Source organism: Pseudomonas vranovensis (assembly GCF_040438935.1).
GTDB classification, from domain to species: Bacteria; Pseudomonadota; Gammaproteobacteria; order Pseudomonadales; family Pseudomonadaceae; genus Aquipseudomonas; species Aquipseudomonas vranovensis.
The window spans coordinates 3,976,134-4,000,762 of record NZ_CP159259.1 but is presented as its reverse complement, the minus strand read 5'-3'; the positions used below and the strand labels follow the sequence as shown (position 1 = coordinate 4,000,762).

The 24,629-nt window shown below is 62.9% G+C and carries 20 protein-coding genes; 13 read left to right on the top strand and 7 right to left on the bottom strand.

All coding sequences use genetic code 11. The features are described from left to right. Window positions 1-102 precede the first annotated feature (102 nt). The 5 genes from ABVN19_RS18675 (at window position 103) to ABVN19_RS18655 (ending at window position 6,738) form a co-directional block, all read left to right on the top strand. Complete coding sequence (locus tag ABVN19_RS18675) at window positions 103-1,008, top strand: LysR substrate-binding domain-containing protein (protein WP_028944138.1); 906 nt, start codon at window positions 103-105, stop codon at window positions 1,006-1,008. A gap of 130 nt (window positions 1,009-1,138) precedes the next feature. Further along, window positions 1,139-3,046: a sigma-54-dependent Fis family transcriptional regulator gene (locus ABVN19_RS18670; RefSeq protein WP_028944139.1), complete on the top strand. Its 1,908-nt coding sequence runs from the start codon at window positions 1,139-1,141 to the stop codon at window positions 3,044-3,046. Continuing rightward, entirely contained in the window at window positions 3,046-4,767 is a 1,722-nt protein-coding gene (locus ABVN19_RS18665; protein WP_105641680.1) for an ABC transporter ATP-binding protein, read from the top strand. Before ABVN19_RS18670 ends, ABVN19_RS18665 begins: the two co-directional genes overlap by 1 nt. Then, on the top strand, window positions 4,757-5,431 hold the full coding sequence (locus tag ABVN19_RS18660; protein WP_105641630.1) for a S8 family serine peptidase: 675 nt from the start codon (window positions 4,757-4,759) through the stop codon (window positions 5,429-5,431). The genes ABVN19_RS18665 and ABVN19_RS18660 overlap by 11 nt, the downstream gene beginning before the upstream one ends. Continuing rightward, on the top strand, window positions 5,428-6,738 hold the full coding sequence (locus tag ABVN19_RS18655; protein ID WP_028944142.1) for an FAD-dependent monooxygenase: 1,311 nt from the start codon (window positions 5,428-5,430) through the stop codon (window positions 6,736-6,738). The genes ABVN19_RS18660 and ABVN19_RS18655 overlap by 4 nt, the downstream gene beginning before the upstream one ends. 3 nt (window positions 6,739-6,741) lie before the next feature. On the opposite strand, the gene ABVN19_RS18650 is transcribed toward ABVN19_RS18655, so the two are convergent. Further along, a complete protein-coding gene (locus ABVN19_RS18650) occupies window positions 6,742-8,235 on the bottom strand; it encodes an aldehyde dehydrogenase family protein (RefSeq protein ID WP_028944143.1) in 1,494 nt (497 codons plus the stop codon). A 457-nt stretch (window positions 8,236-8,692) separates the two neighbouring features. Between ABVN19_RS18650 and peaA the strand changes: the two genes are divergently transcribed. The 6 genes from peaA (at window position 8,693) to ABVN19_RS18620 (ending at window position 15,775) form a co-directional block, all read left to right on the top strand. Continuing rightward, window positions 8,693-10,270 (top strand): quinohemoprotein amine dehydrogenase subunit alpha, encoded by a 1,578-nt coding sequence (peaA, locus tag ABVN19_RS18645; RefSeq protein ID WP_028944144.1) that lies wholly within the window; start codon window positions 8,693-8,695, stop codon window positions 10,268-10,270. 46 nt (window positions 10,271-10,316) lie between these two features. Continuing rightward, on the top strand, window positions 10,317-11,747 hold the full coding sequence (peaB, locus tag ABVN19_RS18640) for a quinohemoprotein amine dehydrogenase maturation protein (RefSeq protein WP_028944145.1): 1,431 nt from the start codon (window positions 10,317-10,319) through the stop codon (window positions 11,745-11,747). Between the two features lies 1 nt (window position 11,748). Further along, a complete protein-coding gene (qhpC, locus tag ABVN19_RS18635; RefSeq protein WP_028944146.1) occupies window positions 11,749-12,072 on the top strand; it encodes a quinohemoprotein amine dehydrogenase subunit gamma in 324 nt (107 codons plus the stop codon). Window positions 12,073-12,101: 29 nt separating this feature from the next. Then, window positions 12,102-13,220, top strand: a complete 1,119-nt coding sequence (gene peaD / locus ABVN19_RS18630) for a quinohemoprotein amine dehydrogenase subunit beta (protein ID WP_028944147.1) — start codon at window positions 12,102-12,104, stop codon at window positions 13,218-13,220. A 258-nt stretch (window positions 13,221-13,478) separates the two neighbouring features. Further along, on the top strand, window positions 13,479-15,086 hold the full coding sequence (locus ABVN19_RS18625; protein ID WP_028944148.1) for a tetratricopeptide repeat-containing response regulator: 1,608 nt from the start codon (window positions 13,479-13,481) through the stop codon (window positions 15,084-15,086). Continuing rightward, complete coding sequence (locus ABVN19_RS18620) at window positions 15,083-15,775, top strand: HAMP domain-containing sensor histidine kinase (RefSeq protein WP_105641629.1); 693 nt, start codon at window positions 15,083-15,085, stop codon at window positions 15,773-15,775. Before ABVN19_RS18625 ends, ABVN19_RS18620 begins: the two co-directional genes overlap by 4 nt. Window positions 15,776-15,821: 46 nt before the next feature. On the opposite strand, the gene dctM is transcribed toward ABVN19_RS18620, so the two are convergent. From dctM to dctP, 3 genes are all read right to left on the bottom strand, one after another. Further along, window positions 15,822-17,102 (bottom strand): C4-dicarboxylate TRAP transporter large permease protein DctM, encoded by a 1,281-nt coding sequence (gene dctM, locus ABVN19_RS18615; RefSeq protein WP_028944150.1) that lies wholly within the window; start codon window positions 17,100-17,102, stop codon window positions 15,822-15,824. Then, window positions 17,099-17,731 carry a TRAP transporter small permease gene (locus ABVN19_RS18610; RefSeq protein ID WP_028944151.1) on the bottom strand — a complete coding sequence of 211 codons (633 nt, stop codon included), beginning with the start codon at window positions 17,729-17,731 and terminating at the stop codon, window positions 17,099-17,101. The genes dctM and ABVN19_RS18610 overlap by 4 nt, the downstream gene beginning before the upstream one ends. 62 nt (window positions 17,732-17,793) lie before the next feature. Next, complete coding sequence (dctP, locus tag ABVN19_RS18605; RefSeq protein WP_028944152.1) at window positions 17,794-18,789, bottom strand: C4-dicarboxylate TRAP substrate-binding protein DctP; 996 nt, start codon at window positions 18,787-18,789, stop codon at window positions 17,794-17,796. Window positions 18,790-19,024: 235 nt separating this feature from the next. Here dctP and ABVN19_RS18600 point away from each other — a divergent pair, with 235 nt between their 5' ends. Both ABVN19_RS18600 and ABVN19_RS18595 read left to right on the top strand, forming a co-directional pair. Further along, window positions 19,025-19,669, top strand: a complete 645-nt coding sequence (locus ABVN19_RS18600) for an MBL fold metallo-hydrolase (protein ID WP_105641628.1) — start codon at window positions 19,025-19,027, stop codon at window positions 19,667-19,669. A 96-nt stretch (window positions 19,670-19,765) separates the two neighbouring features. Further along, window positions 19,766-20,461, top strand: coding sequence for an OmpA family protein (locus tag ABVN19_RS18595; RefSeq protein ID WP_028944154.1), 696 nt, complete (start codon window positions 19,766-19,768; stop codon window positions 20,459-20,461). 264 nt (window positions 20,462-20,725) lie between these two features. On the opposite strand, the gene ABVN19_RS18590 is transcribed toward ABVN19_RS18595, so the two are convergent. The 3 genes from ABVN19_RS18590 to pta form a co-directional block, all read right to left on the bottom strand. Continuing rightward, window positions 20,726-21,304: a hypothetical protein gene (locus tag ABVN19_RS18590; RefSeq protein ID WP_028944155.1), complete on the bottom strand. Its 579-nt coding sequence runs from the start codon at window positions 21,302-21,304 to the stop codon at window positions 20,726-20,728. Window positions 21,305-21,471: 167 nt separating this feature from the next. Next, window positions 21,472-22,365 (bottom strand): acyltransferase, encoded by an 894-nt coding sequence (locus ABVN19_RS18585; RefSeq protein ID WP_028944156.1) that lies wholly within the window; start codon window positions 22,363-22,365, stop codon window positions 21,472-21,474. A gap of 2 nt (window positions 22,366-22,367) precedes the next feature. After that, entirely contained in the window at window positions 22,368-24,464 is a 2,097-nt protein-coding gene (gene pta / locus ABVN19_RS18580) for a phosphate acetyltransferase (protein WP_105641627.1), read from the bottom strand. Window positions 24,465-24,629 lie beyond the last annotated feature (165 nt).

The following is a 24,629-nucleotide window of genomic DNA, read 5'->3' as shown; positions in this document are numbered from 1 at the left end:
AATGGGCTTATGATTGATATGGAGCCGATGCTAGGCTGGTGGCTCAGGCTTTAAAAATGCTTTGTTTTCTGTCATCCATGTTTTTTGGTTATGGTTTTTTCCATGAATCTTCGCCACCTCGAAGCCTTCCGCGCCGTGATGCTTGGCCAGACCGTTACCCGCGCCGCCGAGATGCTGCACATCTCCCAACCGGCAGCCACACGTTTGATTGCAGCGCTGGAGGAGGACATCGGGCTGACCTTGTTCGATCGGGTCAAGGGACGCTTGCACCCGACTGCCGAGGCGCATGTGTTGTTCGAGGAAGTGCAGCGCTCGTTGCTGGGCGTGGAGCGTATCGCCCGCACTGCAAAGGAGATCGTGGGCCTCAAGCGCGGCTCGCTGCATATCGCCTGTGCGCCAGCCCTGGGTCTTTCCTTTCTGCCACGGGCCATCTGTGCATTTCTGGCCGAGCACGAACAGGTGCAGATCACGCTTGAAGTGCTGGCCTCCCGGGAGGTGGTCGACCGCTTGATGGGGCAGCGCTGCGACCTGGGCATGATCGCCGAACCCGATAGTTACCTGGGGCCCCGGGGAGAGCGTTTGTTCCGCTCGCCGCTGTTGTGTGCGCTGCCGGCGGGGCACCGATTGCAGGAACAATCGAAGGTGGTTCCCGAAGACCTGGAAGGCGAGGCGTTTGTGTCGTATCCGAGCAATATCGCCTCGCGCCAATACATCGATGCCATTTTCGCCGCCCATGGCGTGACCCGTGACTTGCGCGTGGAAACCCAACTCTCGCTGCCGATGTGCAACTTTGTCGCCAATGGGCAAGGCGTGGCCCTGATCGATGCCATCAGTGCATTGGAGTTCGCCGGGGCCGGTGTAGTGTTCCTGCCGTTTGAGCCCACAGTAGAAATGGATTTCACGTTACTGCTGCCTGCGCAGGTTCCTTCGTCGCGGTTGCTTGCACGTTTCATTGAGCACTTGCACGACTTTGTCGAGCAGCAGGTGCCAGCGGCCTATCGGTTGTAGGCACACAGCCGCGATACGCGGTGATTGCAGCTTTCCCACCCTTGACGTAAAAGGAAAGGCAACCGCTAGCCCACCGACGCATTGTTGGTGTGGTACTTGCTTATATCGGGACACCGAGCGGGAGCCGCCGATGAGCACACTAAAAACAACAACAAATGCATTGCCGCCCAGCACGCGCCTGGCCCGGGAAATGCTCTCGGTAGACGGACAGGTACCCGAAGGGGTGCTGCGGGCCGAAATCGATGCGTCGTGGCGACGCAGCCTCGACCATGGAGTGGGCGTGCACAGCCGCAACGAGGTCAGCCTCGCTTCTGCGGCCAGCCTCGACCTGCTGCTGGCCCGCAACCGGCTGCTGCTCGATGCCGCCACTGCCGAGCTCGACTACCTGCGCGGCCGCCAGGGCGACGATGGCCTGATCATCCTGGCCAACGCCGACGCCACCATTCTCGCCGTCGAAGGCACGGCAGACACCCTGCGCACCAGCAGCCAGGCGGGCATTGCCCCCGGCACCTGCTGGAGCGAAGCCGAGCGCGGTACCAATGCGCTGGGCACCGCGCTGGTGGAAGCGCGCACGGTGCAGATCGATTGCGGTGAACACTTCCTCGAACGCCTCGCGGACTACTCTTGCACCTCAGTACCGATCCACTGCCCGCAGGGTGAGCTGTTCGGTGTGCTCGACCTTACCCGCGAGGGACCGCTTGGCCGCCTGCACGACCGTACTGCGCTGCTGGCCCTGGCGGTGAGCCAGATCGAAGGCAAGCTGTTCAACAACAGCTACCCCGAACAGATCGTGCTGGCCTTCCACAGCCGCCGGCACTACCTCGATTCACCGTGGCAGGGCCTGCTGGCGCTGGGCATGGACGGGCGCATCGTGGCGGCCAGCAACCAGGCCTGCCAGTTGCTGGCAAGCCCTCGCGACAACCTCATCGGCCAACGTTGCGACGGCCTGCTCGGCATGCGCCTGGAGCAATGGCTGGCGCGCCTGCAGCAGGGCAAGGTCGAGCATGTCGAGACCGCCAAAGGTGGCTTTTTCTACAAAACCCTGCAGGTGCCGCAGCGGCCCCTGAGCGTCAGTGTTCCTGCGCTACAGTCCTCGCGGGCGCTCACTCAGCATCCGGACCTTGAGCGCCTCGGTGCCGGCAACAGCCGCCATGCGCGCGCCCTGCGCATGGCCCGCCAGGGCTTGGCCAACGGCCTGCCGGTGGTGTTGCTGGGTGAGACCGGCAGCGGCAAGGAAGTCGTCGCCCGTGCCCTGCATCAAGACAGCGCCCGTGCCAGCAAACCCTTCGTCGCAGTGAACTGTGCGGCGATTCCCGAAGGCCTGATCGAGTCCGAGCTGTTCGGCTACCGCGAAGGCGCCTTCACCGGCTCGCGCCGCGGCGGCATGGTCGGACGCCTGCAGCAGGCCCACGGCGGCACGCTGTTTCTCGACGAAGTCGGCGATATGCCGCTGGCGCTGCAAGCCCGTCTGTTGCGGGTGCTGCAGGAGCGCAAAGTAGCGCCGCTGGGCGCCGGCCAGGAGCAGGATCTGGACATCGCCTTGATCTGTGCCACTCACCGTGACCTCAAGGCCCAGGTCCAGTCCCAGCAGTTTCGCGAGGACCTTTACTACCGCATCCACGGCATCAGCGTGCAATTGCCAGCCCTGCGCGAGCGCGAAGATCTGCCGGCCTTGATCCGCAGCCTGCTGGACCGCCTGGGCGGTGAGGGCGTGCAGGTATCAAGCGAGCTGAGCAGCGTGTTTGCCGCCTATCACTGGCCGGGCAACATCCGCCAACTGGAGATGACCTTGCGCCTGCTGCTGGCCATGCGTGAACCCGGCGAGCAGGAGCTGGACCTGATGCATTTGCCCGATAACCTGCTTGACGAGCTGCGCGGCAGCATGCCGCCCAGTGGCGGAGGACGCATGCGTGATTCGCAGTTGGCGCTGATCCGCCAGGCCATGGAGCGCCATGGCGGCAATGTCAGCGCGGCGGCCCAGGCGCTGGGTGTCAGCCGCGCAACCCTGTACCGCAAACTCAAGCAGGTGCAGCCTTGATCCAGCGCCTGCTTGCCCGGCTGATCGATCACCCGGACCCACCAGCGCTGGATGCAGCGCTGCGCTGGTTGTACGGTTTCATCCGCCCGCAGCGCCTGGCCATCGCCGGGCTGCTGGGGTTGTCACTGTGCGCGACCTTGCTGGTGCTGGTGCAGCCCTGGTTGACCAAGCTGCTGATCGATGACGGCCTGCTGGCGCGCAACTTTCCGACCCTGGCGCTGATCGCCGGGCTGATGGTGCTGGCCGGTATTCTCGGCACGCTGCTGTCGGGCCTGAACCGCTACCTGCATACGCGCCTGTCCGGGCGTATCCTGTTTGCCCTGCGCGACGAGATCTACCGTCACCTGCAGGGCCTGTCTCCGACCTTCTATGGCAAGCGCCGCATCGGTGACCTGATGTCGCGGCTCGATGGCGATGTCGCCGAGATCCAGCGCTTTGCCGTCGACTCGCTGTTCTCCGCCGTTTCCAGTGTGATCGGCCTGGTGTGCGCCCTGGCGATGCTCCTGGCGTTGTCGTGGAAGCTGTCGCTACTGGCGCTGGTGCTGATTCCGCTGGATGTGCTGTGGCTGCGCTGGATGCGCCGCAAGGTCGAGCGCGAAGTGCGGCAACTGCGCGAGAAGTCGGCGGATGTGTCGTCGTTCCTGGTCGAGACGCTGCCGGCGATGAAGTTCATCCAGTCCGCCGGCCAGCAGCAGCGTGAGGCACGGCGCCTGGACGGCCTGGGCCAGGGCTACATGAACCAGTTGCTACGGGTGCAGGTCACCGAGTTTTTCACCCAGGCGGTGCCTGGCACCCTGACCTCGCTGTCACGCGCCTGTGCCTTTCTGGTCGGCGGCTATTGGGTGGTGCAGGGCACCTGGCAACTGGGCGCCCTGATCGCGTTCTCGACCTACCTGGGCATGGCCGTGGGGCCAGTGCAGAGCCTGCTGGGCCTGTATGTGGCGATGCAACGCATGAGTGTCAGCCTGGGGCGGGTCATGGAGCTGCGTGGTGAGTTGCCGGAGGTGACCAGCCCTGTGCAGTCGCAGCCGATGCCTTCCATGGGGGACTTGCAGTTGCAGGGCGTGAGCTTTGCGCATCCGGGGCGCCCGGCGCTGTTGTGCGAGGTACAGGCGAGCATTCCCCACGGTTGCAAGGTGGCCTTGAGTGGCGCCTCGGGGGTGGGCAAGTCGACCCTGATCGACTTGCTGCAACGTTTCTACGACCCCCAGGCCGGGCGCATCCTGCTCGGTGGCGTCGACCTGCGCGAACTGGATCTGTTTGAACTGCGCCGGCGTGTGGCGGTGGTCAGCCAGGATATCGTGCTGTTTCGCGGCAGCCTGGCCGACAACCTGGCCTACAGCGCGCCCGACGCCACGCGCGAAGCGATAACCGCAGTGGCCCGCCTGGCACAGCTGGACAGCCTGATCGCATCGTTGCCCGAAGGCCTGGACAGTCCGCTGGGCGAGCGGGGCCAGCAGTTGTCGGGCGGGCAGAAGCAACGCATTGCCATTGCCCGGGCGCTGCTCCAGGACCCGCTCATTCTGGTGCTCGATGAAGCCACCTCGGCGGTGGACGAACGCACCGAACGGGAAGTCATCGCCGCCATCGACGTGCTGTTCAGCACCCGCACCCGCATCTTGATCAGTCATCGGCCCTCGACTCTGGCCGATGCCGACCTGCGCCTGGCGTTGCACGACGGGAAGTTGCGCGAGCGATGGGAGCAGCCCCATGAAGCCTGAGCTGCGCATTGGTATGGTCGACAGCGGCCATGGCCTGGCGCCTGGGCAGGTTGCATCAGCGTGCAGGTTTGAGCTGGCAGGCCTTGGCGTACAACAAGGTGAGTTGCTCGAGGATGCCCTGGGGCATGGCTCGGCGGTGGCCGAGGCGATCACCTCGCGGGCGGGTGAAGCGCGCTTGTGTGTTGCCCAGGTATTCGACCAGCGCGGGGTCACCACTGCCTTGCAGGTGGCGGCGGCGATTGATTGGCTGCTCGGCTGCGAGGTGCGCGTGATCAATCTCAGCCTGGGGCTGCGCGAAGACCGCCCGGCACTGAGCCAGGCGTGTCAGGCGGCGGTCGAGGCCGGGGTGCTGGTCTGTGCCTCAAGCCCGGCCCAGGGGGCGCCGGTGTATCCGGCCGCCTATCCTGGCGTGCTGGCAGTGACCGGTGATGCCCGCTGCGACGCCGGGCAGTGGACATGGCTGGACTCGCCCCAGGCGTGTTTTGCTGCCTGTGTGCGCAGCGCCGATGCGCGACTTTCCGGTGCCAGCCTTGGTTGCGCGGCACTCAGCGGGCATCTCGCGGCGTACCTGCAGCAGCAGCCGACGGCAAGCAATGCCGAGGTGCTCGTTTGGCTTCAGGAAAACGCCCATTACCGGGGTGTCGAACGCAGGCGCGGGCCATGAGCCAGGTCGTGATTCTGGGCGCGGGTCCAGCGGGGGCGGCGGTGGCGCTGGGTTTGCGCAAGCTGGGCCATGACGTGTGCATCGTCAGTGAGTGGCGGCGCTTCGCGGCCTTGGAAGGGGTGTCGCAGCGGGTGCTTGAAGGCTTGCGCGCTGCTGGCCTGGAAAAGGCGTTGCGATGCGCCAGCGAACCTTCATTGCGGCAGGTGAACTGGAACGGCGACAGTGCTGCGCGCAATCATGAGTTTTTGCTCGACCGACCCACCTTCGATCAAGGGCTGCGCGATGACCTGCACACCGCAGGCGTCGCCCTGATCGAGGCGCGGGTGCTGGCGGTCCAGCGCGACGCCCAGCGCTCCTTCGTGGCGCTGGAAGGGGCTCCTGACCTGGTCGCGGACTTTATCATCGAGGCTCGTGGCCGGCAGGCGCCCCTACGTGATGGTGCGTTGCCCGGCAAGGCCTGGCGCGGCCCGGAAACCCTCAGTTTGCTCAATCGTTGGCAAGGCCAACCCGGGCCTGCCGCCAGCGCGGTCGAAAGCCTTGCCGATGGCTGGGTATGGATGGCTCGCCAGGCCGATGGCCGCTGCTACTGGCAGATGACCCTGGACGTGGCCAGCACCCTGTTGCCCGATAAAGCCGGTTTGATCGACTACTGCCGGGGGCGACGCCAGGCGTCTGAGATGGCGCAGCGCTTTTTTGCCAGTGACCAGGAGCACGACCTGCAACTGCACGCGCGCAGCAGCACGGCGATCCTGTCGCGGCACAGCTGTGGCGATGGCTGGATCAGGGTGGGGGATGCGGCGATGGCGGTCGATCCGCTGTCGGGCAATGGGATTTTCCAATCGCTGTCGTCTGCTCTGCAGGCGCCGGCCGTGATCAATACCGTGCTCAACCTGCCCGAGCGTACGGCGCTGGCCCAACAGTTTCATCAGCAGCGCGTCGAGCAACTGTTCTGGCGCTTTGCGCGTATCGGCCGGGACTTCTACGCACAGGAACAGCGCTGGACCGAGCAGCCGTTCTGGCAGGCACGGAGCACCTGGCCCGATGCCCGGCCCCTGCACCCCGCCCCGGACTTCGGCGCCCTTCAGGTGCAGTGGGCTCCGGTGTTGCGCGACGGCCTGGTAGACCGCGCGCAGGTGGTCACCAGCCCCGACCAGCCCCTGGGTATCTGGCACGTGCAGGGCATCGAGCTGGCGCCGTTGGTGAGCCGGCTGCGCCATGAGCCGGCGCAGCAGGTGCTGGCAGACCTGGCGCCCGAGCAAGCGCTGCAGGTGCGGCGCTGGCTGCTCAGTCAGGGCTACCGGCCTTGACCTTCAGAGCTTGATCAATACCGACTTGAGCTCGGTGTAGTGCTCGATGGCCGCTGCGCCCATCTCGCGTCCGACCCCCGACATCTTGTAGCCGCCAAAGGGCAGCGCCGGGTCCAGGGCACTGTGGCAGTTGACCCACACCGAGCCTGAGCGGATGCGCGGAATCATGCGGTGAACCGCTGCCAGGTTGTTCGACCAGATGCTCGCCCCCAGCCCGTAGGGGCTGTCGTTGGCCATGCGCAGCGCATCGGCTTCGTCGTCGAAGGGAATGGCCACCAACACCGGGCCGAAGATCTCTTCCTGCACCAGTGGATGGCGTTGGTCGACATCGACAATCACCGTCGGCTTGACGAAGTAGCCGGGGCCGAACTGCTCGCCACCACAGGCAATGGTCGCGCCGCTGTTGCGGCCTTGCTCGATGTAGTCGTACACGCGCTTTTGCTGGCGTGCGGAAATCAGCGGGCCCATCTCGACGCTGGGGTCCAGGCCGTTGCCCAGTTTCATGGCATTGGCGATGCCGGCGATATCGGCGACCACATTGTCGAAGTGCTTGCGCTGAACATACAGCCGCGAGCCTGCACAGCACACTTGGCCCTGATTGAAGAAGATCGCGCTGGCGGCCCCTGCAGCAGCGGTGGCGAGGTCGGCGTCGGCCATGACGATGGTCGGCGATTTGCCACCCAGTTCAAGGGTGACCCGGGTCATGGAGTCCATGGCGATCTTGCCAATGGTCTGGCCCACGGCGGTGGAACCGGTGAAGGTCAGTTTGTCGACCTGGGGGTTGCGGGTCAGCGCATCGCCGGCGACCAGGCCGGTGCCGGTTACCACGTTGAACACCCCTGTGGGGTAGCCCGCTTCGAGTACCAGCTCGGCAAGTTTCAGGGCGCTGAGCGGGGTTTCGTCGGCAGGCTTGAGGACCACGGTGCAGCCGGTGGCCAGGGCCGGGCCAAGTTTCCAGCAGGCCAGCAACAAGGGGAAGTTCCAGGCGACGATGGCGCCGACCACGCCAACGGCTTCGCGACGTACAAAACCGTGGAACTGGTCATGGGGCATCAGCGGCATGGACACCTCGACGGTGCTGCCTTCGACCTTGGTGGCCCAGCCGGCCATGTAGCGCAAAAAGTCTATGGCCAGTTGCACGTCCATGGCGCGGGCGACTGCGGCGCTCTTGCCGTTGTTCAGGCATTCGAGCTGGGCGAGGATTTCGCCATCGCGTTCGAGCAGATCGGCCAGGCGCCACAGCAGGTTCTGGCGCTCGCGGGGGCGGGTGCGGCTCCAGGCAGAGTCGTCGAAGGCCTGGCGTGCGGCCTGGACGGCGCGGTCGACATCGGTCGGGGTCGCAGCCGGGACCTGGCAGAGGGTTTCGCCGTTGGCCGGGTTGCGCAGGGTTAGGGTCGCGCCATCGCTGGCGGCAACCCAGTCGGCGCCGACGAGCATGCTGGGGCTGCGTTGGATGAAGGCTTCGACGGCTGGGTGCAGGGGGGCAGGGGCGGACATGGCGAACCTCGTTGTTGTTGAGTGATGCGGGGTGTTCGCAACGCTTGTGCCAATGTCTTGGGAGCCCGGTTTTGCGAGGCTGGCCGGGAATTACCGGGGTGAGGGGTGTCTCAGTCTGAGACAGGGGTGAGACGGCCATTTCGCGGGGCAAGTCGAGACGTCGCACCGCCGCTCCTACAGGGTGAGAGCGGGCTTGCCCCGCGATACACCCAATGCCATGCATTTCAGTCTCAGGGTGTTACAGCTGTCGCGAAATTGAACGCTTCGGGCTGGCAAGCACGGCGCCAAACCCCATGGAATCGCGTGTTCCAGTGGTTGGCACACATTATGTATTGATCTGCCTAGCTGCTTTCGGCGCCCGTGCATTGCCTGATCTTTCCCGGCCGGCGCCAAAGACCAATAAGAACAGCGACACCAATAACGATAAGAACAATGTCCCGTGGGAGGTCAGTGATTGATGAACAAAAGACTCAGGTTCGCCAGTGCCGGTGGCCTGCTGGCCCTGGTTGCAGGTCTGGCCTTGCAGCCACAGGTAGGCCAGGCGCGTGAAGCCCAGGCGATTCTCAAGGAAACCTGCCAGGGCTGCCATTTGCCCGAAGGTGACAATGCATTGAGCCGTATCAGCCATCAGCGCAAGACGCCCGAAGGCTGGTTGATGAGTATTGCGCGGATGCAGACGATGCATCAGTTGCAGATCAGCGATGAAGACCGCCGCACGCTGGTCAAGTACCTGGCCGATACCCAGGGCCTGGCCCCGAGCGAAACCGAGGGAGTGCGCTATGCCCTGGAGCGAAGGCTGAACACGGTCGAGCAGTTCGACGATCAGACCCAGCAGATGTGCGGCCGCTGTCACTCCGGCGCGCGGGTTGCCCTGCAGCGCCGTCCGGCCCAAGAGTGGGAGCGCTTGGTGAACTTCCACCTGGGCCAATGGCCGTCGCTGGAATACCAGGCCCTGTCGCGCGACCGCGACTGGTTTGACCTGGCCCGCAAGGAGATGGTGCCGCTGCTCGCTTCGCGCTATCCGCTGGACAATCCGGCTTGGCGCGAGTGGCAAAAAACCATGCCCAAGGCCCAGGCCCTGGCCGGTGACTGGAGCTTCAGCGGCCACTTGCCAGGCAAGGGCGAGCTGGCTGGGGTGATGAGCGTAAAAGCTCAGCCCAATGATCAGTTCGCCGTCTCCATCGACGGCCATTACGCCGACGGCTCACCGTTCAAGGGACAGGGCAGTGCGGTGCTCTACAGCGGCTATGAATGGCGCGCCAGCGTGACCGTGGACGGTGTCGCGATGCGTCAGGTGTTTGCCGTCAAGAAGGGTGAAATGAAAGGCCGGATGTTCGACAAGGTCCATGACGAACGCGGCCTGGATTTTGTCGCCGCTCGGCAAGATCAGCCACGCCTGCTGGCAGTACAGCCAGGCTACCTCAAGGCGGGCAGCGAAGCGCAGATCAGCTTGATCGGCAGCGGCCTGTCCGGTAAGCCGGACTTCGGGCCGGGTGTCGAGGTGCTGCAGGTGCTGGAGCAGACGCCACAACGCATCAAGGTCCGGGTGAAGGTCGCAGGCAACGCCACTTTGGGAGTGCAGCCGGTGAGCGTCGGCAAGCTCAATGGCGGTGAGCTGGCAGTCTATCGGGACATCGCCGAGGTCAAGGTGGTGCCGGCATTCTCGGTGGCGCGCATCGGTGATGGCGGCGGCTCCACACCCAAGGTCCAGGGGCGTTTCGATGCCGAAGCCTGGGGCAAAAGCGCCGACGGCAAGCCTTATCGCATCGGCCTGTTCCCGGCCACCTGGAGTGTCGCACCGTTCGATGAGCAGGCCCGCGAGGACGAAGACGTCAAGTTCGCCGGCACCATGCAGGCCGACAGCGGCGTGTTCACCCCGGGTGATGCCGGGCCGAACCCGGCGCGCAAGATGTCGACCAATAACGCCGGCAACCTCAAGGTCATTGCGGCCGTGAACGATGGCGGCAAGGCCCACACCGGTGAAGGCCAGATGATCGTGACCGTGCAGCGCTGGAACAACCCGCCCATCCCGTAAGGGGGTGGTTTGACCAGGCCATGAGCGAGAATTCGAGGAGGTTGCGATGGGCGTTATTCTGAATCTGGTTGAGCGAAACCTGCATGAAGTGCAGGTCGATGCAGCCCGTATGTTGTTCCACATTCCCAGCAGCTCGCTGTTCGCCAGCGATGCCCTGACCGGGGAGATCATCGATGCCTTGCGCCGCGAGGGCTGTTCCAGTGAAGACTTGGTGCAGCGCCTGGGCGCGCGCTTCGATGGCACGCAAGTCAATGAAACCCTGCGTGAGCTGATCGCTTTGGAGCTGGTCAGCGACGGCTCGCCCCTGAGCCCCGAGGTGGCGCTCAAGCGGGTCGAGCGGACCGCGCTCAATACCGTGGTGCTCAACGTCAACACCGGCTGCAACCTCAGTTGCACCTACTGCTACAAGGAAGACCTGGACAAGCCTTCTGCCGGCAAGCGCATGGAGGTCGAGACTGCCGTGGCGTCGGTGGAGATGCTGCTCAAGGAGTCGCCGGACGAGTCGGTCTACACCGTGGTGTTCTTCGGTGGCGAGCCGCTGAGCAACCGCAAGCTGATCGAGTACATGGTCGATTACTGCGAGCAGCGCTTCGGTGAGCTTGGCAAGCGGGTGGAGTTCGTCATGACCACCAACGCCACCCTGCTTACCGAAGAGATCGTCGACTACCTCAATGCCCACCGCTTCGGCTTGTCGGTGAGCATCGACGGGCCCAAGACCGTACACGACCGCAACCGCATTACCGTTGGCGGGCAGGGCACCTATGACGTGGTGCGGCGCAAGGCCGACATGCTGCTGTCACGCTACGACAGCCGTCCGGTAGGGGCGCGGGTGACCCTGACCCGTGGGGTGACCGACGTCGAGACCATCTGGGACCATCTGTTCAATGAAATGGGTTTTGCCGAGGTCGGTTTTGCCCCGGTCACCAGCGGCGATATCAGCACCTACAACCTCAGCGCCGAGGAGCTGATCGAGGTCTTCGCCAACATGAAAGCGCTCGGCCGGCGCTACCTGGAAGCAGCGCTGGAGCATCGCAACATCGGCTTTTCCAACCTGCACCAGCTGATCACCGACATTCACGAAGGCCACAAGAAAGCCCTGCCGTGTGGTGCCGGGCTGAAGATGCTGGCGGTCGACCACAAGGGTGAGTTGAACCTTTGCCATCGCTTTACCGGCTCGCAGTTGCCGACATTCGGCAACGTCCACAGTGGCGTCAAGCAGGTGGAGCTCAACGACTTTCTGTCCCAGCGCCTGGACCGTACCAACACCGGCTGCGACAGCTGCCGTATCCGCAACCTGTGTTCCGGCGGCTGCTACCACGAGAGTTATGCCCGCTATGGCGACCCGGCCCACCCGACCTACCACTATTGCGAACTGATGCGTGACTGGGTGGACTTCGGTATCGAGGTCTACAGCCGGATCATGGCCGTCAACCCGGCGTTCATCAGCCGCTACATCACACCGCGCAAGGTTCACTGACATGAAGCATCTCAAGCCGATCAACAATAAAGCACTCAAGCTCGAACAGGCTGCCGACGAGAACCGCATCGAAGAAGTGTTGGCGATGAACTCGGTGGCGGGTTGCGCCTCGACCACCGACCCGGGCTGGGAAATCGACGCCTTTGGTGGCGTCTCGTCGTTGTGCCAGCCGATGGAGGCCGACCTGTATGGCTGCTCCGACCCTTGCTGGTGGCCGGCCCAGGTGCCGGACATGATGAGCACCTACCCGGACTGGAACAAGGACGCCCAGGCGTCCAACGACAACTGGCGCAACCTGGGCACGGTATTCCCGGACGACAAATGAGCCCCGAGCCCAACAAGAGGGATATTCGCATGCTTCAGATTGCAACCCGCGGCGTGGCCGCGCTGGCCCTGTGTGCCGCCAGTTCCGGTGTCGTCCTTGCCGATGCCGGCAAGGCCCTGAACCCTGGGCAGGAGTACCTGGTCGCCGTCAACTACCCCAACAACCTGCACGTTCTGGAGCTGGCCAGTGACAGCCTGTACAAGACCTGCCCACTGCCCGACGCCTTTGGCCCGGGCACCGTGCAGCTGTCGCCGGACCGGCGTATCGCTTATGTGCTGAACAACCATTACGCCGATATCTATGGCGTCGAGCTGGACAGCTGCAAACAGGTGTTCCACGCCAGCATTACACAGCTTCCGGGCGAGAAAGCACGTTCGATGTTCTCCTTCACCGTCAGTCACGACGGCAAGGAGATCTACACCGTCGCCAATCCCACGCGCATGCTTAACGACCGCTACGAGGTGCAGCCGCCGCGCCTGGACGTGTACGCCAGCAATGCCGGGCTCGATGCAAAGCCTGTGCGCAGCTTCCCCGCACCGCGCCAGCTGACCATCATGCAGAGCGGCAACGATGGCACGCTGTACGTGGCAGGCGCGGACATCTACAAGGTGGATGTGCAAACCGGCAAGTTCGAGGTGATCATCCCCAGCCGCAACTGGCAACGGCCGTTGTACAGCGCGCCGGATGTGCTCTACATCTGGAACCAGCAGACTTACCGGAACGACTTTTCGCTGCTCTACACCACGGCGAAATTCAAGGATGAAAAACGCGATCCGGCCACGGCCGAGAACCTTTATGGTTTCTTCAATATCGACCTTGCCACCGGCAAGACGCAAACCGTCGACTTCGGTCCACTGACCCAAATCTACTTCAGCGGCATGCGTTCGCCCACTGACCCGAACCTGGTGTATGGCGTGCTCAATCGCCTGGCCAAGTACGACATCAAGGAGAAAAAGCTGCTCAAATCAGCCACGCTCGATCACAGCTACTACTGCATTGCCTTCAACAAGGCCGGCACCAAGATCTACCTCGCCGGCACCTACAACGAAGTAGCGATTTTCGACGCCGACAGCCTGGAGCCCATCGGCAAGATCAAGCTGCCGGGCGGCGACATGGCCATTACCACGGCGCAGATCTTCACCCGTTGAGTGTCACCCTGCGCCGCTGCCTTGCCTGGGGCAGCGGCGCTTTACGATCCACTGGGGTTGAACGAAGATGGCGCAACGCCATCAATCGCCGTACCACTGCCCCGGCTGTCATCCGCCTTTGACAGCGCTCTGGCTCAAGCTATTGCCCTGTGCGGCCGATACTGTGCGAGTACGACGAAAACGTTCGTCCCGCGAAGCCAGCCCAGGATTGCACAGGTCTGTGCATCCTTTTTTTATTTGCCATGTCAGGTCTCATGGATGCAGGTCTACAGCAACAAGAGCTTTCTGATCGTCGATGACTATTCCGACTTCCGCAGTTCGGCCCGCTCGATGCTGCGCGAGTTGGGCGTGCGCGATGTCGACACCGCCGACAGTGGCGAACAGGCCCTGCGCATGTGCGGGCAGAAGCGCTACGACTTCATTCTTCAGGACTTCCACCTGGGCGACGGCAAGAAAAACGGCCAGCAGGTGCTCGAAGACCTGATCCTCGACAAATTGATCAGCCATGAGTGTGTGTTCCTCATGGTCACCGCCGAAAGCAGCCAGGCCATTGTGCTCAGTGCCCTTGAGCATGAGCCGGACGCCTATCTGACGAAGCCCTTCAACCGGATCGGCCTGGCCCAGCGCCTGGAAAAACTGGTGCAGCGCAAGACTCTGCTCAAACCGATCCTGCAGGCCCTGGACCGTGGACGTCCGGCTGAAGTGCTGGCGGCCTGCGCGGCGCTGTGCAAACGTGACCCGCGTTTTGCGCCGCTGTGCCTGCGCTATCGCGCCGACGCACTGCGGGACTTGAACCGCTTTGAAGAGCTGGGCAAGTTTCTCAAGGCCATCATTGCCAGCCGCGCCACGCCCTGGGCCTATGCAGCGTTGGGCAGCATGCTGTTCAAGCGCAACCAGATCGCCCAGGCCCAGGGGGTGTACGAGCAAGCGCTAAAGGCCTTCCCGATGATGCCTGGGCTCTACGACGGCCTCGCCGATGTACTGATGGCGCAGGGTGAAAACAAACGTGCCCAGGGAGTGCTGGAGGAGGCGGTGCGCCTTTCGCCGCTGGCGGTACGCCGGCAGATGATGCTGGGCAAGCTGGCCATGGCCAACCAGGATTTCGAGGCGTCTGCCAAGGCCTATCGGCACGCCGTGAGCCAGGGCAAGACCTCCCGCTACAAGGATCCGGAAAGCAACCTGGGCCTGGTCCAGGCCTTGATGAGCAAGAACGCCGGCAATGGCCTGGATGCTCGCACCCGGGTCGAGATCAACACCGTGCTCAGTGACGTTGCCAAGGAAAACGTCGAGGACCAGGGCCTGCAGGTACGGGCACGCTTGATGAAAGCCGCGAGCCTGCTGCAGGCCGGTGATGCCGAAACCGCTGGCAAGCTGACCGAGCAGGCCTTGGTGCGGCTCGACAAGATGGAGCAGTTTTTCTCGGTGGACGCGGCCCTGGTGGTTGCGGCGCAACTGCAGAAACTCGACCAGCATGGGGCGAGTATCGCGATCCTGAAGAGCTGCGTGGAAACCTACGGCGATGACCCCAAGGTGATGCAGAGCGTATCGCAACTGACCGACGACCCCACGGTGCTCAACGCGATCACCGAAGCCGTCGACGTCAACCGCAAAGGCGTGCGCAGCTACCAGGCCGGTCAACTCGACGAGGCGCTGGGCATGTTCCGTCGCGCCCTGACGCTACAGCCTAAAAACATCAGTATCGCCCTGAACACCGCACAGGCGCTGATGCGCATGGGCGGCGAAACGCCCGGGCCGGCCGTGATGGAAGAGTGCCGTGCCTGCCTGACCTGTGTGGCTGGCATTCCGCCGAGTGACAGCCGCTATGACCGTTACCGCAAACTGCATATCCGAGCGTTTGGCGCATGAACCAGAACGACCAGGGGCTGGACTTTTCCACGGTGATCGCCTCCACCGTACACGACATGAAGAACTCCCTGGCAGCGCTCACCCAGGCCCATAGCCAATGGCTGTCGCGCTTGCCCGAAGGGCAGCGCGAGGGCAGTGAGCAAGGGGTGATGGAGCACGAGTTCACCCACCTCAATGGCATGCTGGTGCAACTGCTGGGGCTGTACAAGCTGGGTGTGAATCAGCTGCCCCTGTGCCCGGACTACCACGAGCTGGACGACTTTATCGAGGCCCAGCTAGCGGCCCAGCAGAACCTGCTGCAGCACCGCGACATACTCGCCAGCTGGCGCATCGACACCGCCAGCCCCTTGGGCTTTTTCGACCGTGAGCTGGTCGGCTCGGTGATTGCCAACATCCTCAACAATGCCATTCGCTATGCCGGCCACGCCCTGTTGATCACCGTCAGTGATGAAGGCGAACAACTGGTGCTGAGCATCAACGATGATGGCCCGGGCTTTTCCCAGCACATGCTCGAACGGCAGCAAGACTATGCCCAGGGCATCGATGCGCAAAGTGGCAGCACCGGGTTGGGGCTGTACTTTGCTGCGCGCATTGCAGCGCTGCACGAACGCGACGGCGTGAAGGGGCGGATCGAAATTGCCAATGGCGGGGCGTTGGGAGGCGGGGTGTTCAACCTGTATCTGCCGTGAAATGCTGCAGGGGCAGCACCGAAGACGGCGCCGCCCCTGCAGGACGCTACATGCCCAACATGTTCGGCAATACCAGCGAGATCCACGGTACGTAGGTCACCAGGATCAGGAACAGTACCAGCAACGACAGCCACGGCATGGCTGCCCGCACGGTGGCGGTCAGTGGCATTCCCGTTACCGCCGAGGTGACGAACAGGTTCAGCCCCACCGGCGGTGTGATCAGGCCGATTTCAAGGTTGACCACCATGATGATCCCCAGGTGAATTGGGTCGATACCCAGTTTCATGGCGATCGGGAACAGGATCGGTGCCAGGATCAGGATGATCGCCGATGGCTCCATGAAGGCGCCGGCCACCAGCAGCACGATGTTCACCACCAGCAGGAAGGTCACCGGGGTCAGGCCGGCGTCGATCACCCAGGCGGTAATCTGCTGGGGCAGCTGTTCAGTGGTCAGTACGTGGGCAAAGAGCATGGCGTTGGCGATGATGAACATCAGCATGATGCTCAGCTTGGCCGACTCCAGCAGCACCTTGGGTGCTTCCCGGAAGGTCATGTCCTTGTACACGAACAGTGCAATGAAGGCTGAATACACCGCAGCCACCGCTGCTGCCTCGGTGGGGGTGAACATGCCGCTGTAGATACCGCCGAGGATGATCACCATCAGCAGCAGGCCCCAGACCGCCTTGCGGGCGGCGCTGAGCCATTCCCTGAAAGTGGCGCGAGGCAGGGCGGGCAGGTTCTTCTTCACCGCCACGATGTAGATGGCGATCATCAGGATCAGGCCCAGCATCAGGCCCGGTACCACGCCGGCCATGAACAGCTTTCCCACCGAAGTCTCGGTGGCGGCGGCGTACACCACCATCACGATCGACGGCGGGATCAGGATGCCCAGGGTCCCGGCGTTGCAGATGATGCCAGCGCCGAAGGCCTGTGGATAACCCGAGCGGACCATGCCGGCAATGGCAATCGAACCCACAGCCGCCACCGTCGCCGGGCTTGAGCCGGAGAGCGCCGCGAACAGTACGCACGCCAGTACCGCGGCAATGGCAAGCCCGCCGCGGATATGCCCCACGCAAGTGTTGGCGAAGTCGATCAGGCGCTTGGCCACGCCTCCGGTGGTCATGAACGCGCCGGCCAACAGGAAGAATGGGATCGCCAGCAGGGTGTAGTGCTCGGAGGTCTCGAACAGCTTGATGGCCAGCGAGCGCACCGAGTCCTGACTGAACAGCATGATGGTCAGCGAGCCGGACAGTCCCAGGGAAATGGCAATGGGTACCCCGATGAACATCAATACGAACAGGGTGACGAACAGAAAGAGGATGGTCATTTCTTGTCGTCCTCCTGGTCGGCCAGTTTGAGCGCGTCTGCCGCTTCGTCAGCCAGCCCGAGGCCGGTCTGGCGGTGAGTCAGAATGCGTACGAAGATCTCGGCAAAGCGGATGAACACCAGGGCAAAGCCCACCGGCACGATCAGGCCGATGTGCCATTGCATGATGCCGAAGTGCCCCAGGTCTTCGGCGCCGATGCTGGCGACGAACAAGGTGTGAATCCACTCGAAACTGGCGATGCTCAGGAGGCCCGCGTAACCCAGGCAGCACAGGCAGGCGATCAGGCCGAGCAGGCGTTGGGTGGATTTACTGGTGAGGTTGACCAGCGCATCGACGCCGATATGACCGGCCACGCGCACACCATAGGACAGCCCGAAAAAGATCAGCCAGCCAAACAGCGCCTTGGTCAGGGCGTTGCTCCAGGTCATGGACTGGGCGGCGTCCATCACATGGTCGCCGATGCCATTGAACAGATCGGCGGTAGCGGTCCAGCGTTCGGCCAGGCTGTAGAAGACGGTGTAGAGGTTGTTGAGGATAACGTAGACGAAGGTCACCAGGGTCATGGCGGCCAGGAGGAAGACAATGAATCCCTCCTCGAAATGTTCCCAGATACGCCGCAAGGCATTCATGCGTATTCTCCGATGCGTGACGGTAGCGGGCGCCGCCTCGTGGGCAGCGCCCGCCTGCGGGCTTACTGCGCCTGGTTGGCCGCCTCGGCCGCCTTGATCAGGTCGGGGCCGATATCACCTTCGAACTTCTTCCACACTGGTTTCATCGCCGTGCGCCATTGTTCCCGTTCCTCGGGCGTCAGGGTGATGATCTCGGTGGTCTTGGCTGCCAGGATGCGTTCCTTGTCGCCCTGGTTCAGCGCCTCGGCTTCCTGGTTCACGTGCTGGGTGACCTCGGTAATGATCTTCTCGAGCTCAGGCTTCACGTCGGCCGGCAGGCCATTCCAGAACTTGGTGTTGGTGATCAGCATGTAGTCGAGCACGCCGTGGTTGGACTCGGTGATGTACTTCTGCACCTCGTGCATCTTCTGGCTGTAGATGTTCGAGTAGGGGTTCTCGGCACCGTTGACCACGCCGGTCTGCAGGCCCTGGTACACCTCGGCGAAACTCATCTTGCGCGGGTTGGCCCGGACCGCCTTGAACTGCTCTTCCAGTACCGCCGAGGCCTGTACGCGGAACTTCAATCCGCGTGCATCGGCGGGTACGCGCAGCGGCTTGTTGGCCGACAGCTGCTTCATGCCGTTGTGCCAATAGGCCAGGCCGGTGATGTTCTTGTCTTCCATCGACTTGAGCAGGGCTTGCCCGTCGGGGCTGAGCTGGAAGCGGTTGACGGCGTCGATGTCGTTGAACAGAAAGGGCAGGTCGAACAGTTGCACCTTCTTGGTGTACTGCTCGAACTTGGCCAGCGACGGCGCGATGATCTGTACGTCGCCCAGCAGCAGCGCTTCCATTTCCTTGCCGTCGCCGAACAGCGACGAGTTCGGGTAGACGTCTACCTTGACCTTGCCGGGCAGGCGTTCTTCCACCAGTTTCTTGAACATGATCGCGCCCTGGCCTTTGGGCGTGGAATCGGCGACGACATGGGAAAACTTGATGGTGATCGGATCGGCTGCTTGTGCCCAGCCAGTAGCGGAAATCGCGAGTGCGCAGACAAGCGCCTTGAGTTTGGGAATAGACATCCAGGTACTTCCTCTTGTTGTTGTGGTGCAGCTGCTCCTTGCGCAGGCGCGCGCAGGCAGGTTTGACCCCAGCAAGTCTAGGCGGCAATTGCAGACTTGCTTTGTGCGAGATCAATGAGACGCGTTGTAAGGCTCGTTGTGCCTGGGTTTCGTCAGACTGGGCTGGTCAGAATGCGAAATTGCGGTTATGAAGGGGGATCGTTTCAGGCATGACCCTCACTTCACTGGATTTCCCATGCACGTTGCACAGCCTCAGCTCATCCGCGAAACCTTCCCCGTCGGCCCTTTGCAGTGCAACTGCACCATCATTGGCGACCCGATCAGCAAAAAGGCCATCGTTGTCGACCCGGGCGGCAACCATGAACAGATCCTTGCCCGCCTGGAGGCCCATGGCCTGAAGCTGGTGAGCATCATTCACACTCATGCGCATCTGGACCACTTCCTGGCCTCGGGCCTGTTGAAGGAGAAGACCGGCGCCACCCTGCACCTGCACAAGGAAGACCAGTTCCTCTGGGACAATCTGGAAATGCAGTGCCAGATGTTCGGCGTGCCCTACACCCCGGTGCCTTCGCCGGATCACTGGCTGGCCGATGACGAGGAGCTGGCCTGTGGTTGCGGCGTGGCCTTGCACACGCCGGGGCACACGCCAGGGTCGATGAGCTTCTGGTTTGCCGATGCCAAATTGCTGATTGCCGGCGACACGCTGTTCAAGCGCGGAATCGGCCGCACCGATTTGTGGGGCGGCGACCAGGCGACTATCGTTCGCTCGATCAAACAGCGCCTGTACAGCCTCGATGAAGATGCCACGGTGGTGACCGGCCACGGGCCGGATACCCGCCTGGGCGACGAGATGCGCCAGAATCCTTTTGTCCGGGCCTGATTTTTCAGGGAATTTTTCTGATGTTTGCCACTCCAAGGCTGGCACCGATACGTCAATCGGTCCGCTGCACTTTCGAATTACAGTAGGAGCTTGTCCATGTTCACCATGCGTCGTTTGATTATCGTCGCTACCGCTGCCGTCCTGATGACCGGTTGTGCCAGCCCCAACCCGTACGACAGCCAGGGGCAGGCGCAGCAAGGCTCCACCGGGATGAGCAAAACCGCCAAGTATGGCGGCCTGGGTGCATTGGCCGGTGCCATCGCTGGTGCTGCCATCGACCATGACAACCGTGGCAAGGGTGCGCTGATCGGCGCTGCAGCCGTGGGCGCCGCTGCAGCCGGTTACGGCTATTACGCCGACAAGCAGGAAGCTGCCCTGCGCGCGAGCATGGCCAACACTGGCGTTGAAGTTCAGCGTCAGGGTGACCAGATCAAGCTGATCATGCCGGGCAACATCACCTTCGCCACCGACTCGGCGAACATCGCGCCAAGCTTCTACTCGCCGCTGAACAACCTGGCCAACTCCTTCAAGCAGTTCAACCAGAACACCATTGAAGTGGTCGGCTACACCGACAGCACCGGCAGCCGCCAGCACAACATGGACCTGTCCCAGCGTCGTGCCCAGTCGGTCGTGACCTACCTGACCTCCCAGGGTGTGGATGGTAGCCGCGTGACGGCTCGTGGTCTGGGCCCGGACCAACCGATTGCCAGCAACGCCGACGCCAATGGTCGTGCGCAGAATCGTCGCGTAGAGGTCAACCTCAAGCCAATTCCTGGCCAGCAGTACCAGTAAGTACTTGTGACGTGAAAAAGGGGAGCCAGGCTCCCCTTTTTTTATGAGTGGAATGGTGTGGAGTGGGAGCAACTGTCTTGAGCCACGACCGCTGTGCGGTCAATCGCAGGCTGTCGCCAGCGGCTACACCGGCACTCTGTAGCCGCTGCCGAGGAACGAGGTTGCGATCGGCTGCGTAGCGGCCGTATTCCAGGCATCTCCAGTTGTGCTGGATGTAAGGGCCTTTCGCGGGGCAAGCCCGCTCCGACTCATGCGTGGTGGTTTCTAGTGCTTGGTAGTGATCTTCAGCAAGTCGGTGAAGACCATGTCCACCGTCTGCCCGACCTTCAGGTTTTTCATCCGCTCTTGCAGCTGCGGATCTTCAACCTTCACCACCTTCTGCGGGCCGTCAGGCGGCAACAGGGTCACTTCGTGGGTCTTGAGGTCGATCTTGGTAATTTTCGAGGTGACTTTCACCTGACGGAACGCTTCGCCACCGGGGTTGGGGTTTTCTTTGGTGGCACGAATCACTCCGGCCTCCTTGCTCACGCCAGGCTCACCGCCCACCGTGGTGTCCAGGACCGTCGCCACGGAGCGATTGACCTTGATGTTCACCTGGTCCCCAACCTTGAGGTTATGCAAGTCCTTGGCGTTCTCGCTCAACTGGATCGGTACCTGGGAATCATCCGGGCCGGCGACGGTGACGAGACGCTTGTCGACATCGACAGCCAGTACCTTGGTATCCACGATATTTTCACTGGCAATCCCGTTGATCAAAATGTCTTCTGCCTGCACCGTGAAACTGGCTGCAGACAGGAGTGAAGCAAGAGCGATAGCGTGGGTGAAGGTGCGCAGCGGTTTCATAGGCTTACATTCCGTGTGTTGGCTATTGAGAAACTGAAGGTGCGAAATAGCGTGGGGGAGAGCATAGATGCTCGGAGCGAGTTCGGGGGCGGCGGGGCGATTTTCTGTTGATCTGCCTCAAGCCCAGGGGCAAGAAAACTTCCCGCCTGGGCATAGGGCGATAGGCTTCAGTTGCGTTTCAGGCGGTCGAGCAGGGCGTCCTTGTCTTCCCACAACTGGTTGATCCACTGCTGGAAGGCCAGGCGATAGGCTTCATCCTGGTCGTAGTTCTTGCCAAGGAACTCGGGCGGAATCATCACTTCCTCGAACTGCACCACGATGTGCTTCACCCGACCGCACAACAGGTCCCAGAACCCTGGCGCGCCAGACGGGTAGTGGATGGTGACGTTGACGATCGACTGCAACTGTTCGCCCATGGCATCGAGCACAAAGGCGATGCCGCCGGCCTTGGGTTTGAGCAAGTGCCTATAGGGCGACTGCTGCTGGCGGTGCTTGGCCGGGGTGAAGCGGGTGCCTTCGGCAAAGTTGAAGATGGCTGTGGGTTTACCGCGAAACTTGGCGCAGGTGCGTCGGGTGGTTTCCAGGTCTTTGCCGGCCTTCTCAGGGTGCTTGGCCAGGTAGGCCTTGGAGTAGCGTTTCATGAACGGAAAACCGAGGGCCCACCAGGCCAGGCCAATCACCGGCACCCAGATCAGCACTTGCTTGAGGAAGAACTTCAGCGGGCGGATGCGGCGGTTGAGCACGTACTGCAGCACCAGGATGTCGACCCAGCTCTGGTGATTGCTGGTGATCAGGTAGCTGTGCTGGTAGTCCAGCCCGGCCAAGCCTTCGACCTGCCAGCGCGCCTTGCCCAACAGGTTGATCCAGGCGTTGTTGTTGCTGATCCAGGCCTCGTGGATATGCCGCATCAGTTCGTCGGTCACCCGCTGCGCCGCCGTGAACGGCAGGCACAGTTTGAACAGGCTGACGATGAACAACGGGGTACAGCAGACAATGGTGTTGAGCCCCAGCAGCAGCGAGGCGATCACCCCGCGCAGTGGCGCGGGTAGAAGTCCGAGCATGTTCAGCTATCCAGTGAGCGGTTGGCCTGAATCGCGGTCAGGGCAATGGTGTAGACGATATCGTCGACCTGGGCGCCGCGCGGGAGGTCGTTGACCGGTTTGCGCAGGCCTTGCAGCATCGGCCCCAGGCTGACGCAGTCGGCACTGCGTTGCACGGCCTTGTGGGTGGTGTTGCCGGTGTTGAGGTCGGGGAACACGAAGACCGTCGCGCGACCGGCTACCTGGCTATTGGGTGCCAGTTGCCGGGCGATTTCGAGATTGGCCGCGGTGTCGTACTGCAACGGGCCGTCGATCTGCAGGCTGCGTTGGGTTTCCTGGGCCAGTTGGGTGGCTTCGCGGACCTTTTCCACTTCTTCGCCACTGGCCGAATCGCCACTGGAATAGCTGATCATTGCTACCCGTGGAGCGATGCCGAAAGCCTCGGCGGAGTCGGCGCTCTGCAGGGCGATTTCCGCCAGCTCGCTGGCGCTGGGGTGCGGGTTCATGACGCAGTCGCCGTACACCAGCACCTGCTCGGGGAACAGCATGAAGAACACCGACGACACCAGGCTGCAGCCCGGTGCGGTCTTGATCAGTTGCAAGGCCGGGCGGATGGTATTGGCGGTGGAGTGGACGAGCCCGGATACCAGGCCGTCTACCTCATCCAGGGCCAGCATCATGGTGCCGATCACCACTGGGTCTTCCAGTTGCTGTTCGGCCATGGGGGCGTTGAGGCTCTTGCTCTTGCGCAGGCTGACCATCGGTTCTACGTAGCGACCCCGGATCAGGTCGGGGTCGAGGATTTCCAGGCCTTCGGGCAGGCTGATGCCCTGGGCCCGGGCCACCGCCTGGACATCGTCGGGCTTGGCCAGCAGCACGCAGCGGGCGATGCCTCGGGCCTGGCAGATGGCGGCGGCCTGCACGGTCATGGGTTCGGCGCCTTCGGGCAGGACGATGCGTTTATTGGCCTGCTGGGCACGCTGGATCAGTTGGTAGCGGAACACAGCGGGGGACAGGCGCAATTCGCGCGGGGTACCGCAGCGCTGGTGCAGCCAGTCGGCATCCAGGTAGCTGGCAACGAAGTCGGTGATGATTTCCGCACGTTCGCGGTCATCGACCGGGATTTCCTTGTTCAACTGATTCAACTGGTTGGCGGTGTCGTAGGAGCCGGTGCTCACCGACAGAATCGGCAGGCCGGCCAGCAGCGCGCCCTGGCACAGTTCGAGGATGCGTGGGTCGGGCTTGCTGTCGCTGGTCAGCAGCAGGCCGGCCAGCGGCACGCCATTGATGGCGGCCAGGCTTACCGCAAGGATGATGTCGTCGCGGTCGCCCGGGGTTACCACCAGGGTACCGGGCTTGAGCAGTGGCACGGTGTTGGCCACGGTGCGCGCGCAGATGATGATCTTGTTCATCCGCCGCTGCTCGTAGTCACCGGCGTTGAGCACCTGGGCGCCCAGCAGCTCGGCCACATCGCGGGTGCGCGGGGCGTTGAGGTCGGCCTGGTAGGGAATGCAGCCGAGCAGGCGGAACTCCCCGCCGCGCAGCAGGGGCGAGTGCTCCTTCAGGCGTTCGGCGAAGGCGTCCATGCTCTCGTCGGTGCGGACCTTGTTGAGGATCACGCCGAGCACTTTCGGATCTTTCGGCCCGCCAAACAATTGTGCCTGCAGCTCCACCCGGCCAGACAACTCGGTGAGCACTTCGTTTTCCGGCGCCGAGACCAGGATCACCTCGGCATCCAGGCTCTTGGCCAGGTGCAGGTTGACGCGTGCGGCGTAACTGGCGTGACGGGTCGGGACCATGCCTTCGACCACGACCACGTCCTTGCCCACGCAGGCTTGCTGGTACAGGGTGATGATTTCTTCGAGCAGCTCATCGAGCTGGCCATCGCCGAGCATGCGCTCGACATGGGCCAGGCTCAGCGGCTGCGGCGGCTTGAGGCCGTGGGTGCGGGCCACCAGTTCCGTGGAGCGTTCAGGGCCGGTGTCGCCGGGGTGCGGTTGGGCGATGGGCTTGAAAAAACCGACTTTCAGCCCGGCGCGTTCCAGGGTGCGAACCAGGCCCAGGCTGATGGAGGTCAGGCCGACACCAAAGTCAGTCGGCGCGATGAAAAATGTCTGCATGCGAGCTTCTCGAAGTGAGCTGTGCAAAAGATTCAATTGCCAAGGGTATCGCTTCTGTAGCCGCTGCCGCCAGGCTGCGATCGACCGCGAAGCGGTCGTAGACGTTCACTGGCGACTGCGTTGCAGTCGATTGCAGCCTGGCGGCAGCGGCTACGATCCTGGCTG